Below are 16,852 nucleotides of genomic sequence, written 5' to 3'. Positions count from 1 at the left end.
TAGCGGCCAGCGGCGTACCGGTGAGCCGAAATGGCTGCACACTTTGCCGCAGAGATTGAGATTCAGACGGCCGGAGCTTTTTACAGCCCCCTTCCCAGCCACCACAAGAGTAAGCCCAGACCGAACAAAAATGCAGCGATCCACGCGGCAAAACGGACCGCGTGCCAGACGATGGAGGGCATGTTTTCATGCCGAGTGGCGGCGTACACCAAACTGACCGACACCACCAGGGGCAATGCGTACCACAATTGATTAGCTTGGGCCAGTAACATGGAATTTATCGTGCTAACATGGTTAGAGAATTACGAGTTATCGAAGGCGATCAGAACTGAAAAACATACATCCGTAAAAAATTTTTGGACGCGTGCAAATTTTTATTTCTTGGTTTCACGTGCAGGGCTTGCGGTGTCGGCAACTTCGTCCAATGGTTTCGGCGACGGTGTGGCTGGACCGCCCCAGGCATCCCAAATGGCCAGCACGTTCAGCAGCCCGGCAATCATGGTGAACACGGTGCCTAAATCGTAAAAGCCGCCCAATTGGTACTGCCAATGGGCCGATTGGTCGGTCGGCTCTCCATTAGAGACGTATCGCAAATACGTTGCATTGGGATCGCGCTGGTCGTACGTTTCGAATTTTCTGAATTCGGGATCGTCCGGGTATTTTGCGCGCTCGCTTTCCACCCAAGCCCGGGGTACAACTTGGCCGGGCACAATCGGCGGGGCCATGAGTCCATCCCACAGCGGAGCCTTCGGCGGAACGCTTCCTGTGCGCACTGCTTGCACGATGGCCGGCAAGGCAGGAATGCCTGTAGCCACTTGGCACAAATAAGCGTAATGGGCGTCTCCTTCACGAAACGAAGCGTAAACCACCCGACCGCCTCCCAGCCACAAACCGTAAAAGAATGTGGCCAAGATGCAGGTCATCAATAGTCCCCCTTTACCCCAGCGGCGTTGATACATGTGCCCCAAGCCTGGCACCAGCCAAGCCAAAAGCGCCGCCAGCCAAGGATCGCGTAAATTAATCTGTAGCGACCCATTTCCTGCGGGAATCGTGATGATTTTTCCAGAATTCGAGGCCGGCATGGAAGTTCCCCCGCAGCGGCGAAAAGTTGCGCTGATGAAAACCGATTAGCTCAGACCGTAAGGGTTGGTGCATCGCAAGCAACCGATTTTAATGCAATCGGGGCTGTGTCACTAGGGCAACTTGCTGTTCGCCGCCGACCAAAGAATCTTGGCGGATAGCCAAAATAGGCTTCGAATTTTGAAAAACCCCGAGAGAAGAATCTCGTTCAGGATAGAAATTAGCTCAACGGTGATTTTATGTTGAGCCGTGAAAGCGGTTACGCCACAGCGTCGACCGCGCCCAATTCCTGATAGACGCTGTCCACCGTGTCGACGTCGATTTGCGCCAACTGGCGGCCTGCCCCGGCCAACAGGGCCAAGTTTGCCAATTGATCGATGCGCCGCGGAATACCTGCGGTTAATTCGTGCAAACGGTCCAACGCTTCGTTGGTGAAAATCGGAGACATGCTCCCCGCCTGCGCCAGGGTTTCGTTCACGTACTGCGCGGTATCGGCCGGTTCCCAGGCTTCCAGATCGATGCGCAGCTCGGCCAATTCCAACAATCGCGGCGACAAACGGACGGCGGAATTAGCCGGCGGCGTGGCGGCGGCGGCCAGCACGATGGTTAAACGACCGCCCGAAATATTTTCGGTTTGCGCCAGCCGCACGATATGATCTGATACCACGGCGGGAGCATCGTCGGCATCGTCCAACAACAGCACCGTGTCGAGCTGTTGATAGCGGTTTTCCGCCAGCCGATCGAGCACATCGCGCCACAGCCGGAATGGGTCGTCGTGACGATCCGGATTCAATCCCAGTTCTGCGGCCATCAGCCACAGAAATTCGTGCAAGTTGGTTCCCAGTAAATTAACGTTGACCACCTGAGCGCCGCCGCGCCGCAGTCGTCGGGCGAAAATGTCCAACACCAGCGATTTACCGCAGCCGGCCGGACCTAGCAACAAGCCCAAACGTCGCCGCTGTTCCACCAGGAAATGCAAACGGGCCAGCGCTTCTTCGTGGACGGGGCTGCGAAAAAACCGACGCCAATCCAGCGTGCCGCGGAAAGGCGATTCGCGCAATTTCCAGTATTTGCGAAGCATAGGAACTGCCTGATAGCACTTGCCACGGCGAAAAAAGAAGGATCGACCGGCCCGCGCCGCTAAATCCTGTTTGGATTTCCGTATCTTTTAAGTTATCGGTAAGATCGAAAGGAAACTTGATCGAAGTTTTTAACCGGAGCACACCTCGATGTCGGAACGATTTTTCGTCGCCACGCCAATCGTCGCCGATCGGGCGACATTGGACGGAGCCGAAGCCCATCATTTGGCGCGCGTGATGCGCGCCCAGGTGGGGGACAGCGTGACATTATTCGACGGCTCCGGTTTCGAGTTCATGGCACAAATTGAATCGATGGCAAAATCGCGCATTGAATTTGTAGTGCTGCAGCGGCGAGAAGTGAATCGAGAATCGCCTGTGCCACTTACACTGGCCGTGGCGCTACCGAAGGGTGATCGGCAGCGCTGGCTGGTGGAAAAAGCGGTCGAGTTGGGCGTGGCCGCGTTGGTTCCGTTGGAAACCCAGCGCGGCGTGGCGCAGCCTTCGGCCGCGGCATTGAATCGCCTGCGACGAACCGTGATTGAAGCCAGCAAGCAATGCGGCCGCAACCGGTTGCTGGAAATCGCCGCGCCGCAACCGTGGCGAACTTATGTTGCGGCCAACCAGGACGTTTTAAGAATGGTTGCTCATTCGGGCGGAAACCCCTTGTGCAGTGTTTGGCCGAGTCAATTGGTCGAGGCGGGCAATTTATCCGTTCCCTGTGTAACGGCAGCGATTGGTCCCGAGGGCGGGTTCACCAAAGAAGAAATTGACCAGGCTCTGGCCGCCGGGTGGAAAGCGGTCGATTTGGGGCCGCGCGTGCTGCGGGTGGAGACGGCCGCCATTGCTTTGGCAGCGTGGGCCGCATTAATGGGAGCAGCCATTTGCAGATAGCATGGCCGCAGTTTGCTTCGACGGTTCCAATCGGCGATTCAACCACTGTTTTGCACCCAATGTAAGCCGATAACAGTCTTTAGGTAATAAGCCGAGGCCTTGGGTTGCGCCGATTCACCGCTGGGCGTATAATGTTGCGTTCAACTGCGGTTGTTTCGCATCGACAAACCCTATTTGGAATTGATTTTGGAGCGGCAGCCTGAAAAACTGCGATGAAATTCATGATGAAAATCTTTTTGCACGGGATATTTTTCTTGGCTTTGCTATCCCCGGCGATGGCGACGGCCGAAGACAATGCCATTTACAAAGAATTGACCGAGCAAGGCGTGGCGCTGGCAAACGGCAAAACCATTAAACTGCCCCCGCCGGTCATGGCCGACGGCCTGAAGAGTGATCAGCAAAAGGCGGTGCTGACGCAAGTTGGACCGAAAAACAATGCCGTACACGAGAAGGAATTCTCGCGCGGCAATCCCAACGATTGGTACGAAATTAAGCAAGCTTCCGAGACGGGAGACAATCCGAACGGTTCGATTGGCCGCACGGTCGATTTGTACTTTGTGGCCAAGGGAAAATTGCAAACCGTCGCCAACCCCAACTTCATCAAACAGCAAATGCAGCAGACGAAGCAAAAGAAAATCGACTTTTACATCCCCGCTGAATTGCAATTGAGAAAACTAACGGTGAAAGATACCAGCGACACGAAGGAACGATATGTTCATGGCTTGCTGACGCCAGACGATTTGTTTGGCGAAGTGCAAGTGGGCGGCACCGCGCATGGAGTGGAAACACTGAATCCGGAGAGCATATTGATTGCGTTCAAGCTCGATCCGCGGTTTGACAAAGATTCGGAATTTCCCAATCAGTATCAAAAAGCCAAAACCGACCCCCTCGGCAATATTGTGTTGGATCCGCCTAAGCCGTACGACGGATTTGGCGGTTACGCCAAGCTAACCAAACTGCAAGGCCCCGATGATCGCATCTTCGTGGAGTATCACTTGGTGTTCGATGAACCGCACGAATGGTTTAACGGCACCCAACAGTTGGTTTCCAAGTTGGAAACCAGTTACACGACAAACATCAGAAAATTCCGCCGCGATGTAAATCCGCCAGCGGCCGCCGCCAACGCCCCCGCCGGCAATGCCAATGTCAACAATCAACCGCAGGCGCCAGCAAACACTCCCCAGACACCTGCCAATAATTCGACGCCGGCAATCAATAACTCGACAGCGAAAGGCAGTTAAGTAAATTGCGGGCCAGGAGCCAATACTTCATCGAGCCAACTGGATTCTCGTGAAATGGGGGATTAAAAGCGTTGCTACTTTCGCCGCAGCGCTTCGGTGGGCAGCAGATTGGCGCTCCAGAGGGCGGGATAAATTGAGCCCGCCATGCCGACCAGCATTGCCGCAAAAAAGCCTTCCACGATGACCATCAGAGAGACGTCGCCCGAGACCAGGCCTGATGTATTGGGCAATTTGGTGAGAATTTTAACGAGCAGCAAACCGGCGCCGCTGCCAAGAATCGCCCCGCCGATGCTCAGCAGCAGCGATTCGCCAATCACCATTTGGATAATCCGCGAGCGCCGCCAGCCAATCGCCCGCAAGGTGCCGATTTCCTTGGTGCGTTCGAACACCGACATGATCATGGTGTTCAACATGCCAATGGCGCCGATGATTAGAGCGATGGCGGAGGTAATCCAGGCCACGGAATTAATCATCTTAATTTGTTGCACGTTATTGACGAAGTCCGACGACGTTTTCACCTGTAATCCCGGCTGCAAGGCTTTGATGCGGTCGATTAAATCGTTCAGGCCCTTTTCGTCGATGGGCTTTACGGCGCTGACGGTAAAACCGGAAATTTCGTTGGGCTTGTTGGTCAAGCGTTGCAGTTCGTCGAGGGGAACGATGGCGCCGCCGTTTTCGTAAACGATGGGACTTTCATAAATTCCCACCACTTCAAAATCTTCCGAGTCGTACAATTCGATTTTATCGCCCAACTTTTTATTCATGTTGGCGGCCAACACGCGCCCAATCATGATTTTGTCTTTGTCGGCGGCGGTCAGCTTCCTTCCCTCGAGCATGGTCAGTTCGTTGAACAGTTTGCAGTCGGGGGCCCAGCCGTTGAGCAGCACCATAAGACCTAAATCGCGGAATTGAATGGTGTCTACCAACCCACCCTCCACGTCCTTAACGCCTTTGAGCGCGGCAAGCTGCTGTTGCAATTGTTGGGGCAGGCCGTTGTTGATTTGCTCGGTGCCGCCTTCGCGGGCGACCACTAAATCGACATCGCGCGTCTCGTAAACTTTCATGAAGGAGTTTTTAAACCCTGTGGAGACGCCGACGAGCGAGACGACCGCTCCCACGGCCACGGCCAGGCCGACAATGGTCAGCATGGTTCGGGCCGGGCGGCGCAGCAGGTTTTTGAATAAAAACGAGAAGAAGTACATGGCTAGACGGCTTCGCGTTGTTTGAGAGCTTCGGCCCGGCTATGGACAATGCGGCCGTCGCGAATCCAAATAATTCGCTGGGCATGCTCGGCGACTTCCTGGCTGTGGGTAATGACAATCAGGGTTTTGCCGCGCTTCAAATGCAGTTCGTCGAATAAATTCAGCACGTCGTTGCCGGAGCGCGAATCTAAATTGCCCGTGGGTTCATCGGCCAATAATAAAGGGGGATCGTTGGCCAAGGCCCGGGCAATGGCGACGCGTTGACGTTCGCCCACCGAAAGCTGCGTGGGCAAGTGATTGGCACGATGGCTCATGCTGACCGATTCCAATAATTCATGGGCCCGTTTGACGCGTTGGGCTGGCGAAGTTCCGGTTTCGAACATCGGAATTTGCACATTTTCCACCGCAGTGAGCGTGGGCAGCAAATAAAACGATTGAAACACAAAGCCGATTTTTCGCGAGCGAAAGGCGTCCAAATCGTGCATTTGCGAAAGCGGCTGACCTTCGAAATACAACTCGCCAGTCGTGGGGCGATCGAGCGTGCCCAGCAAATTCAACAGGGTAGATTTGCCACTGCCGCTGGGGCCCATGATGGCGACATATTCGCCGCGGCAGATTTCCAGATTCACTTCGTGCAGGGCGGTGACTTCACCGTCAGAATATGTGCGGCCGACGCGGTCCACGCGCAAAATGACCGGCGCGCCGTTGTGGCTGTGGTGCAACATGTGATTGTGGTTACTCATAGCGCAAAGCCTCGGTGGGGGGCAAGCCGGCGCCGCGCAGCGCCGGGTAACCGCCGCCGACTAGTCCCACCAAAATGGACAGCACATAAGCCATGAAGACTGTGTACCTGGTGATTCCGGTATGGACGGCGCCTTGGGCGGCGGGAAACCATCCCAGCATTTGAATCATGACATACGCCAATAAAATCCCGATCGCCGCGCCGGCAAAACTCAAGGTGAACGATTCCCACATAATCATCCGCACGATGCGCCCTTTTCGCCAGCCGATGGCCCGCAAAATGCCGATCTCCTGCGTTCGTTCCAGGACCGACACAATCATAGTATTGAGCATGCCGATGGAACCCACGATCAGGGCAATGGCGGAAGTGACCCACGCCATGGCATGCGCCAAGCGAATTTGGTTGTCGCTTTTCACGAAATCGTCGCTGGGTTGAGCCGCCAGCCCCAATTTATTGCCGTCTTCGTCTTTCAAATTCTCGATTTGTTGCCGCAAGGCGGCGATGGTTCCGGCGCGATCGGGCAAATCCTTGCGCAGCGTAATCTCGAATTGCGAAACCAGGGCGTCGCGGCCCATCAAATTTTGCAAATTGCGGAGCGAGATCACCGCGGATCGATCTTCGATAATGCTGCCGCTTTCGTAAATACCGACAACCCGGAACTTGTCGCCTTCGATCTCCACTTCATCCCCTACTTTTTTTCCAAGACTATTGGCCAAAGTTATGCCCAGCAACACCCCTTGTTTATCGCTGGTTTCCAGCGTGCGGCCTGGCGGCAAGATATTCAAGCTGTCGAAGTCGAAGCTATCCAGCGGCCAGCCGTTCAGCGGCACCGGCACGGTAATCCCCTCGAACGAAACGCTGTCGTGCAGGGGCATGGTGACTTTGCTTACCCCGTCGAGCCCTTGCAACCGTTTCCCCAAACTTTCTTCCAGGGTGCTGGTAGCGTTTACGGCCACTCCGGCCCGCACCACCACCATGTCGGTGCCATGGCTGGCGTAAACCTCTTTGCTTGATTGCTCGTACCCGTTGGTAATGCTCAATAGCCCGACCACGGCCGCAATGGCCACCGAGACGCCGACAATGGTCAGCGCCGTGCGAACTTTGCGCCGCAGCAGGTTCCGCAGGACAAAATCAAGAAAGTGCATGGAGCCGTCTACCGCCGAATAAACGCAACTATAAACAAACCATCAACTTAACGAATTTCCGTAGTTTGTCCAGACACATTTGGCGTGCTAGCAGGAATTCGCAGCCCTTAACCGTGACGTTTAGGGTAACTCTGACGGCAAAAATTCGACGGGCCATTGCCCCGCGCTGCAGTTCGCCGTTCGAGGCTGCCTTTGTGGCATAAAATGAATTAGAGTGAGATTGAGCAAGCCATCCTTTTTAATCGACAAGCGATGACGACCCCATGCACATCCAATTGCAAAACATTTGTGTGCCTGTCGATTTCAGCGATACCTCGGTCGCCGCGCTGAATTACGCCAAGGCGCTGGCCGAGGCGTTTCATGCTCAACTTCATCTGTTGCACGTCTTGGTGAATTGGATTCCCGACGGCGATTTTACTGTCAGCCCTGAGTTCTACGTCGAACTGGAACAAGCGGCCCGCAGACAATTAGATAAACTGCTTACGGCCCAGGAGCGCGACAAATATCGGGCTCGTTTAGAACTGCTTACCGGCATGAGCGAATTTGTTGAAATTATTCGTTATGCCCGCGAGCAGAACATCGATTTATTGGTGCTTGGGACGCATGGACGAGGTCCAATTGCACACATGCTGATGGGGAGCGTGGCGGAAAAAGTGGTGCGCAAAGCCCCCTGCCCCGTTCTCACCGTCCGGCATCCGGAACACGAATTTGTGATGCCGTAAGTTTCCTGGCGATGTAAGCGGCCAGATCGAAACACGAAGCAGACATCATCCGAGCTTCAATGTTCGCCCTTCGGTTTTTCCTGCCCGCGGTTTTGCGAAGCTGCCCACCAATGGATTTTCCAACTTCATAAAATCTTCGCCCGCCATGCGAATAGCTTCTTGGTGCGTGTTGGCCTCGAACACAATTTGTTCGGCGTGGCGAAGCGTTTCGTCCATCACGGTCTCCAAACCGTACATCGTGCCAAAGGGGGGCAACACGCCCATTTCGCAATCCGGGCAGCGCTGGGCAATTTCATATTCGGTGGCCAACTCGACGCGCGATCCGCCCAACAATTTGCTGACTGCCTCCAAATCGATCAAATGTGTGGCCGGCAGAATTGCCACGGCATACTGGTAACCATGATCCATCCGCAGCAAAACGGTTTTTGCCACTTGGCGGCCGGACACGTGCACGGCTTCGGCCAAATGCTGCGAATCAAAAGTGTCCTCATGCGGCAACACGTCAAAGTTCACCTGTCGATCGTGTAGATAATCTTGAAGCTTCATGATGGTTCCCCTCGTAGTGCCGACAAGTGAAGAGAAAATTGGGCGGCGAAGAAACGGCCGGTGTTCCACCACAATCGTTGCGTGAAAGACCCGGCGGTCAATGGCAGAAATTTAGCCGGGGGTATCTTGAAGAATCCAGCAAATCGAGGACCGGTAGACAAATCTCTGGCGGGCCAATTGTTGCCGCAATACAGAAGTGGCCTGCCGAAGCGCAAACCGGTAAACTGAGGATAATCGAAATACCCGCTGGGAAGACACTTGGGAGCACGGCGTGTTTCATCCACTTGTCGAAAACTGGTTTCGCAGCCGCTTTGGCCAGCCGACCGAGCCGCAGCGCCTGGGCTGGCCGGAAATTGCCGCCGGCCGAAATACGCTGATTGCCGCTCCCACGGGCAGCGGCAAAACACTGGCGGCGTTTTTGTCGTGCTTAGATCGGCTGTTGGGCGAAGCACTGACCGGCACACTGGCCGATGCGACCCGCGTGGTTTATGTCTCGCCGCTGAAGGCGCTTTCCAACGACATCCATCGCAATTTGGAAGTGCCGCTGGCGGAGCTTCAGCAAGCGGCCCTCGAAGCGGGGCATCAGCCGTTGTCAATTCGCGCTGTTGTTCGCACGGGTGATACACCGGCGCGTGAGCGCGCCGCCATGTTGCGTCATCCGCCGCATTTGCTGGTCACCACGCCCGAATCGCTTTATTTGTTACTGACTAGTCCTAAAAGCCGCGAAATGCTCCGCGGCGTGGAAACCGTCATCGTGGATGAAATTCACGCCCTGGCCCGTGACAAGCGCGGCTCGCATTTGTCGATCACGCTGGAGCGGCTGTCTCGGCTGTGTCATAAGCCGCCGCTGCGGATTGGGCTTTCTGCCACGCAGGCGCCGATTGAGGAAATCGCGCGATTTCTTGTCGGCGCGACGAATGTGACGACCGACGGCCGTCCCCACTGCACCATCATCGATGCCGGCCATCAGCGGCAGCTTGATCTCAACATCGAAGTGCCCCCCAGCGAATTGGAAGCGGTTTGCTCCGCCGAACAATGGGGCGAAGTTTACGAGCGGCTGTCGCAATTGATTCAGGCGCATCGCAGCACGTTGGTGTTTGTGAACACTCGCAAATTAGCCGAGCGTGTGGCCCATCAACTGCGGCAAACGCTGGGCGAGGGAGCCGTGGCGGCTCATCACGGCAGCCTGTCGCGGCAAATTCGCTGGGATGCCGAAGAGCGGCTGAAGCAAGGCAAACTGAAAGCCATTGTCGCCACGGCCTCGCTGGAAATGGGCATCGACGTGGGTTACATCGACTTGGTATGCCAAATGGGCTCGCCGCGATCGATCGCCACGTTTTTGCAGCGCGTGGGGCGTTCCGGCCACTCACTGGGCGTGATTCCCAAGGGCCGGTTGTTTCCACTGACACGGGATGAGTTGATGGAGTGTCTGGCGCTAATTCGCGCCGTGCGCGCGGGGCGGCTGGATGCCATTGAAGTGCCGGTCGCGCCGCTCGATTTGCTGGCTCAACAAATGGTGGCCATGTGCGCCAGCGACGAATGGAGCGAGGATGAGTTGTTTGCGCTGGTGCGCGGCGCGTGGCCGTATCGCAATTTAGACCGCGAGCATTTCAACCGCATCATTACGATTTTGAGCGAAGGCATTACGCCGGCCAATCGGTCGGGCGCATGGCTGCACCGCGATATTATTTCCGGCCGGGTAAAAGCGCGGCGCGGTGCGCGAATTGCCGCCATTACCTGCGGTGGAGCGATTCCCGAACTGGGAGATTTCCGCGTCGTTACCGAAAACGAAGGCACGTTTGTCGGCACCGTGAACGAAGACTTCGCGTTGGAAAGCAACATCGGCGATATTTTTTTACTGGGCAACACATCGTGGCGAGTGCATTACGTGCGCGGTTCTGAAGTGATTGTCAGCGATGCCCAGGGCGCGCCCGCCAGCGTGCCGTTTTGGCTGGGGGAAGCGCCGGGCCGGACCATCGAATTCTCGCAAGAACTTTCCCGCTTGCGAGAAGATTTGGAGCAACACATTTCGCCGCACATCGGGCAAAACGGCGAGGAGCCGAATTTATCGCAGGCGGTCGCTTGGTTGAGGCAGGAATTAGGAATCGATGAATATGCGGCGGCGCAGGCCGCCCGATACACGGCAGCCCAATACGCGGCCATCGGGCTGATTCCCACGCTGCGGCGGATTGTATTCGAGCGCTTTTTTGACGAATCGGGGGGCACGCAGCTTGTGATTCACGCTCCGTGGGGCGCGCGAATCAATCGGGCCTGGGGTCTGGCGTTTCGCAAGCGATTTTGCCGTTCGTTCGATTTCGAATTGCAAGCCAGCTCCGACGAAGACGGCATCGTGCTATCGCTCGGCCCGCAACACAGCTTTCCGCTGCAGGCATTGTTCAGCATGCTGACGCCGGAAAACGGCCGGCATTTGCTCGAGCAGGCGCTGCTGGCCGCGCCCGTGTTTCAAACCCGGTGGCGATGGTGCGTGACCCGGGCTTTGGCCGTGCTGCGAAATAAACACGGCCAGCGTGTGCCGCCGAACTTGCAGCGCTTCCGGAGCGACGATTTGCTGGCCGCAGTGTTTCCTGCCCAGGCCGGTTGTCTGGAAAACCATCACGGCGATACCGAAATTCCCGACCATCCGTTCATTCATCAAACGTTTGAAGATTGCCTGCACGAAGCGATGGATGTGGATCGCTGGCTCAACGTGCTGGCCGACATCCGCAGTGGCCGCATTGAATTGATTGCCCGTGATACCCGGGAGCCATCGCCGTTCAGTCACGAAATTCTCAACGCCAGTCCGTATGCGTTTCTGGACGATGCACCGCTGGAAGAGCGCCGGGCCCGGGCGGTGACGCTGCGACGGGGATTGTCGTTTGAATCGGCCAGCGATTTGGGGCGACTCGATCCGGAAGCCATTGCCCAAGTGCGGTCCGAAGCGTGGCCGTTGGTGCGTGATGCTGACGAATTGCACGACGCTCTGCATGGTTTGTGTTTGCTTCGCGCCGACGAAGCGCCGGAATGGACACCGTATTTTGAAGAATTGAAATCCGCGAAGCGCGCGCTACGCATTGATATTTCGCATGAAGCACCACTGATTCCTCATTCCACAGTCCCCATTCCCCATTCAAACGACAACGATTCAGATTCGAGTCAAAACGGCCGCGAATCCGGCAATGGAACCGCGCATTCCGTTCCGGCGTCCCATGCTTCCCAATTTTGGACCGTGGCGGAGCGTTGGCCGCTAGTGAAAACGCTGTATCCGCGGGCGATTGCGCAGCCAGTCATCGAATTGCCTCACACCGTGCGGCAAAATTGGGAATCGACCGAGGCACTGGTGACGCTGGTGCGAGGTCGCATGCAGTGCAGCGGACCGATTACGGCCGAACAATTGAGCGAATTATTGGCACTGAACGACAGTCAAATTTTTGCCGCGCTGGAAGCCATTGAAGCTGAAGGCACCGTGATGCGCGGCAATTTTACGCCGCCGGACGAGCAATCTGTCGTTCCACATTCTCCCAATCCAATTCCACAATCGGCGATTGCCGTGGCGACATCGAATTCAGAAAGCCGACGTCACCCTTCGGCTCTCGTTACCCGTTCGTCAGCGCCAGTTCAATGGTGCGAACGCCGTTTGCTGGCCCGCATTCACCGCAAAACCTTGGACGGCCTGCGGCGGCAAATTCAACCGGCCCAACCGCACGATTTCATTCGCTTTCTGGCGCGCTGGCATCACCTGCTGCCCGGCACCCTGTGGCACGGCCGCGCGGGTCTGCGAAAAGCGATTTCGCAATTGCAGGGTTTAGAACTGGCTGCTGCTTTATGGGAGCGGCGAATTCTGCCGGCACGGTGCGATGAATACGATCTACGCTGGCTGGACGAACTTTCGATGTCGGGCGAATTGGCCTGGGGCCGATTGTGTCCGCCACGCAAAGATGCCGACGACGTGCCCAGCGGCGCTGGGTTAACTCGGGCCGCGCCCATCGCGCTCTTGTTGCGCGAAAATCTTGGCTGGCTGTTGCCCGATGAGCGTGAAAGCGCCGAGGCGCACTGCCGGGGCGGCGCCGCAGCGGTGTTGGAAGCACTTCGTCAACGAGGCGCGCTGTTTCCGCACGAACTTTTAGCGCTGACCGGCCTGTTGCCTTCGCAGCTTGACGAAGCTTTGCACGAATTGGCGGCGCTGGGTTTGGCCACGGCCGATGCTTTCACAGCGGTGCGGCTTATTTCCGGCACGGCCACGGATCGCCGCCGGGCGGAAAAGCGCCGTCGCGCGCGCCGCCTGCGGCGAGAATTCACCGCCGCCCCATCCGGACGCTGGTCGCAATTTCCTGGGTTTTTACCCAAGGTCGATTCGCAACAGGCCGTCATCAGTTGGGCCTGGCAATTGTTGCGCCGCTGGGGGATTGTCTTCCGCGATTTGCTCGCGCGCGAATCGGCCGCGCCGTTTTGGGGGCGCTTAGCGCCGGTTTATCGTCGTCTGGAGGCGCGCGGTGAAATTCGCGGCGGCCGGTTTGTCAGCGGCGTGGCGGGCGAACAATATGCTTTGCCCGAGGCCGTGGAACTACTGCGCGGCCTGCGCGAGGAATCGCCAGACACGGCAACGCTGGTTCTGTCGGCCGCCGACCCCGTGAATTTGTGCGGACTAATTACCGCCGAGACCCGTATTCCGGCGGTTCACACCAACACGGTGGCCATTCGCAGCGGCCAACTTGTGGCGGCCTGCCAGGCCGGCGAAATTCAATGGTTTGCCGACGTAAAGTCCGGCGCCAGGGACGAACTGGCCCGTCGCTTACGGCTGCAATTTCATGTGGCGGAAGAACCGCTGGAGTCCGGCGATTTCGCGACGATCCGTTCCTAACACGCCGCCGCTTACGGTTTGACGGCCCCTTCCTTAGACGCCGGCAACTTCTGATCCGGATTCGACAAACGCTCCTGATAAGTCTTCAGGCGGGCTGCAATGCCGTCGGCCAATTTCGCATCCTTCTTCGATTGCGCCAGCTCCAACGCCTGCTGCGCGTATTGAACGGCGTCGGCATAGCGACCCATCGCCGCATACGCGGCAGCCATGTTCACGTCGGCTTCGACAAAGTTGGGATCGCCTTTCAGCGCTCGTTCAAAATAACCAATGGCCTCGGGAAATTGTCCGCGCGCGGCCAGCAACAATCCCATGGAATGGTTCGCTTCCGGCGAATCAGGAAAGGCCTTCAGTGTTTTTTTATATTCTGGTTCCGCTTCATCCGGATGACCGGACAATGCCAACGCCAAGCCTAAATTGTAATGGGTTGACGGATCATCTGGCGAAATTTCCAGTGCCCGGCGGTAGCTGGCAATTGCTTCCGAAAAACGATCTAAATCGGTTAGCGCGTCACCCAGGTTGCGATAGGCCGCGGAGCATAAAGGGTTTAGCCGCAGCGTTGTTTCATAATGAGCGATGGCCTCGTTTAGCTTGCCGATTTTGTAATATTCCAGGCCCAAATTGTTGTGTGCCAGCCAACTCACTGGATTGTTTTCCACGGTGTCGGAATACAGCGTCATGGCATTTACATACAAGCCCGTTTGCCGGAACGTTAGTAGGAACAGCGTCACGCTCACGAAAACAGCAACAATGTATGCCGCTAGTCGGCTAAAAGGCTGCTGCCAACGGAATGGGCAACAAAAAGCAGCCGCCAGCGCCACGACGCCGATGATGGCAATGTGCTGATAATGATCGGCCACCAATGTATGTCGCATGTAACCCACGTCGGTAAAGCCCATGACCGGCAAGAGAGCCAAACAGAAAAATGCCCAGGCGAAGAGCGTGGGCCGAACCCATTTCATCCGCGGCGAGTTACGTTGCCAGACCAAGAACCCGGTCCCAGCCAAGGCCGCCGCCAGGGGCAGCCACCACGCAGGATCGTTCGGGTCGATTTGCCACGGCGGGTACACAAACACCAAATGCATTGGCCACAATGCTTTCCACAAATAAAACCACACAACCGCGCCGGCTCCCAGCACTCGTTGGATCGCGTTCACTTCGCGAATGGCATCGTGCCCGCCTCGTGCTTGAAACCACATGTTCACAGCAGTGAAGAGGGCCGACACCACAAAAAACGGCGCGACGTGCCACACGTCGGCCCAGCGAATATGGTTGCGCTGCCACCACACGATCAATAGCAGCGCCAGCGGCAAAATTGCCACCGATCCTTTACTCAACATGCCCAGCACGAACGCCAGCAAGCTCAGCGCATACCAGCCAAGATAAATATTTCCCGCCGGCGCGGTTGCTGCTTGCTGCAAGTGTTCCTTGTCCGCTAAGGCGTCTGGCTCGTTTGCTTTCAGCCACCACCAAATCGACAGCAAAAAAAACAAAACCGCCAGCACGTCTTTGCGCTGGGAAATCCAAGCGACACTCTCTACATTCACTGGGTGAATCGCAAACCACAGCGCTGCCAACCAGGCGCCGGGAATGCACAACCGCTTGAGCACTTCCCACAACAACAGCGAAGCCAAAATGTGCAGAAGCACATTAGTGATGTGGTAACCGGTAGAATCGAGTTTCCACAGCCGCCATTCCAGCCAAAACGTCGAATTGGCGACGGGCCAGTAATCGGCCGGCTGATCTTCCAAAGCCAATTTCCAGGGCCACCAAAATCGATGCAGCCCATCGGGTGCCCGGACAATTTTGTTTTCCGTCAGCAGCGCATCGTCGTCGAGAATAAATCCGCCATTGAGGCAGGGGAAATAAGCCAAAAAAGTCGCTCCGGCAATTACCGCCGCGCCGCACAGCCAGCGGACACGAGGCGTCAATTTCCACGCAACACGCGATTCCAAAGTCTGCATCGAAGCGTGTTGCGACAGTTGATTTTGCGACGGCATAGGTTGGACGAACTATTTCCAGCAGTGAAAAGTATGATCGGACGCCAACCGGTTGTTGGCACTTGGCATCCGATAAGAAATGGTTGATCCTTCACGTTATTTTAGACAGCTTGTGCAACGGAATGGGAAGGGCCGGTTCAACATAGTGCGACGGTGTCGATCGGTAAAATCGCAACCCGAAAATTGAACTGGCCTACTAAACAGCAAGCGTCCAGGGGAGATTCGCAAAAAACTAGCGATTTTGCGAAGCCGCATCGCCACGAGAGGTCAAATCAGGAGGGTTCGCCATGCCGGCTTTATAATCGTTCAGCCAGGCTTCTATTTCCTGCGCCGTCTCGGTTTGATTCTGGATGCCGGCCAATTCCGCGGCCTGCTTTGCGGCCTTCAAGGCGTCTTGGGAGCGGTTTAATTGCGCGTAGGCCAATGCCAAATTGAAATAAATGCCGCAATCGGTTGGCGTCGTTTGCAGCACCCGCTGAAATTCTTGGACGGCCTGTTGTGGTCGCTGGGCGTTCAATAGCGCCATGCCTAACTTGATGCGCGCCCCTTTGTAATCGGGATCTAGCCGCAGCGCTTCCTGAAATTGTTCGATCGCCTCCGGCAACCGATCTGCCTGTCCCAGCCCGATGCCCAAGTTGAAATGAACCGTCGCATTGTCGGAATCAATCCGCTGGGCAATTTGCAACTGTTCAATGGCCGCTTGATTTTTGCCGATTTTGCCCAGCGCAATTCCCAAGTTGCAGCGAGCCTCTATAAAGTCCGGTTTGAATTGCAATGCCTGCTGATACTGATCGATCGCGTCTTGGATACGGCCCATTTTCATGAGCGCGGTCCCCAGGTTGGCGCGGACTTCAACATGCTGCCCATCAAGCTGCAGCGCACGCCGATAACATTCGATAGCTTCAGGCACACGATCCACGTTCACTAGCTCCAGCCCCCAGTTGTTGAAGGCCACGCTGTCGTCGGGTTGAGTGGCGGCGGTGTCCTGCCAGAGGGCCAGTGCATCCTGATAAGCGGCCAGGCGGTGGATGTCGAGCAGGCAGCAGGCCAGCGCCAGGGTCAGCGCGGCCGAGCCGACGACGGCGAGAATGCGCCCGTCGACAACCCGCCATCGCTCCTTCGTTCGGGGTACAGCACGCGCAGCGGAGACTTTCGTCCAGGTCCATTGCACGGCCCAGTAACCGCCGGCGACGGCCAGCGTCAGCAGCGCCGCCAGCGGCAGATACATCCGCCGTTCGGCCATCACTTCGGTGACAATCGGGACGAAGAATGTGGGGGACAGAATCAACAACACCCAGGCGCCGACATAGCCTGCCGGCTGCCGCCGCCACAGCAGGATCAAGACGCCG

13 protein-coding genes are annotated in these 16,852 nt (G+C 56.6%); 4 read left to right on the top strand and 9 right to left on the bottom strand.

Annotated features, from left to right (window positions below; genetic code table 11):
* Positions 1-80: 80 nt before the first annotated feature.
* From VMJ32_08560 to VMJ32_08550, 3 genes are all read right to left on the bottom strand, one after another.
* Positions 81-272, bottom strand: coding sequence for a hypothetical protein (locus VMJ32_08560; protein HTQ39067.1), 192 nt, complete (start codon positions 270-272; stop codon positions 81-83).
* A gap of 102 nt (positions 273-374) precedes the next feature.
* Positions 375-1,082, bottom strand: coding sequence for a DUF6677 family protein (locus VMJ32_08555; protein ID HTQ39066.1), 708 nt, complete (start codon positions 1,080-1,082; stop codon positions 375-377).
* Positions 1,083-1,339: 257 nt separating this feature from the next.
* Positions 1,340-2,161, bottom strand: coding sequence for an AAA family ATPase (locus VMJ32_08550; protein HTQ39065.1), 822 nt, complete (start codon positions 2,159-2,161; stop codon positions 1,340-1,342).
* A 148-nt stretch (positions 2,162-2,309) separates the two neighbouring features.
* Here VMJ32_08550 and VMJ32_08545 point away from each other — a divergent pair, with 148 nt between their 5' ends.
* Positions 2,310-3,050: a 16S rRNA (uracil(1498)-N(3))-methyltransferase gene (locus VMJ32_08545; protein HTQ39064.1), complete on the top strand. Its 741-nt coding sequence runs from the start codon at positions 2,310-2,312 to the stop codon at positions 3,048-3,050.
* A gap of 224 nt (positions 3,051-3,274) precedes the next feature.
* Positions 3,275-4,291 carry a hypothetical protein gene (locus VMJ32_08540; protein HTQ39063.1) on the top strand — a complete coding sequence of 339 codons (1,017 nt, stop codon included), beginning with the start codon at positions 3,275-3,277 and terminating at the stop codon, positions 4,289-4,291.
* Between the two features lie 74 nt (positions 4,292-4,365).
* Here VMJ32_08540 and VMJ32_08535 read toward each other — a convergent pair whose 3' ends face one another.
* Genes VMJ32_08535 through VMJ32_08525 form a run of 3 tightly spaced genes read right to left on the bottom strand, consistent with a single transcriptional unit; the run spans position 4,366 to position 7,380 of the window.
* Complete coding sequence (locus VMJ32_08535) at positions 4,366-5,493, bottom strand: ABC transporter permease (GenBank protein ID HTQ39062.1); 1,128 nt, start codon at positions 5,491-5,493, stop codon at positions 4,366-4,368.
* 2 nt (positions 5,494-5,495) lie between these two features.
* A complete protein-coding gene (locus VMJ32_08530) occupies positions 5,496-6,236 on the bottom strand; it encodes an ABC transporter ATP-binding protein (GenBank protein HTQ39061.1) in 741 nt (246 codons plus the stop codon).
* Positions 6,229-7,380, bottom strand: a complete 1,152-nt coding sequence (locus VMJ32_08525; protein ID HTQ39060.1) for an ABC transporter permease — start codon at positions 7,378-7,380, stop codon at positions 6,229-6,231. Before VMJ32_08525 ends, VMJ32_08530 begins: the two co-directional genes overlap by 8 nt.
* Before the next feature lie 263 nt (positions 7,381-7,643).
* On the opposite strand from VMJ32_08525, the gene VMJ32_08520 reads away from it, so the two are divergent.
* Positions 7,644-8,102, top strand: a complete 459-nt coding sequence (locus tag VMJ32_08520) for a universal stress protein (protein HTQ39059.1) — start codon at positions 7,644-7,646, stop codon at positions 8,100-8,102.
* A 45-nt stretch (positions 8,103-8,147) separates the two neighbouring features.
* Here VMJ32_08520 and VMJ32_08515 read toward each other — a convergent pair whose 3' ends face one another.
* Positions 8,148-8,648, bottom strand: a complete 501-nt coding sequence (locus VMJ32_08515) for a YbaK/EbsC family protein (GenBank protein ID HTQ39058.1) — start codon at positions 8,646-8,648, stop codon at positions 8,148-8,150.
* Between the two features lie 271 nt (positions 8,649-8,919).
* Here VMJ32_08515 and VMJ32_08510 point away from each other — a divergent pair, with 271 nt between their 5' ends.
* Positions 8,920-13,506, top strand: coding sequence for a DEAD/DEAH box helicase (locus tag VMJ32_08510; protein ID HTQ39057.1), 4,587 nt, complete (start codon positions 8,920-8,922; stop codon positions 13,504-13,506).
* An 11-nt stretch (positions 13,507-13,517) separates the two neighbouring features.
* Here the strand turns inward: VMJ32_08510 and VMJ32_08505 are convergent, their stop codons facing one another.
* Together VMJ32_08505 and VMJ32_08500 are read right to left on the bottom strand one after the other, a co-directional pair.
* Positions 13,518-15,434 carry a tetratricopeptide repeat protein gene (locus VMJ32_08505; GenBank protein ID HTQ39056.1) on the bottom strand — a complete coding sequence of 639 codons (1,917 nt, stop codon included), beginning with the start codon at positions 15,432-15,434 and terminating at the stop codon, positions 13,518-13,520.
* A gap of 301 nt (positions 15,435-15,735) precedes the next feature.
* A partial coding sequence (locus VMJ32_08500) for a tetratricopeptide repeat protein (protein HTQ39055.1) occupies positions 15,736-16,852 on the bottom strand: 1,117 nt, incomplete at its 5' end.

Source organism: Pirellulales bacterium, assembly GCA_035499655.1.
In the GTDB taxonomy this organism is placed as follows: domain Bacteria; phylum Planctomycetota; class Planctomycetia; order Pirellulales; family JADZDJ01; genus DATJYL01.
This window is presented reverse-complemented; position numbering and strand designations above follow the sequence as displayed.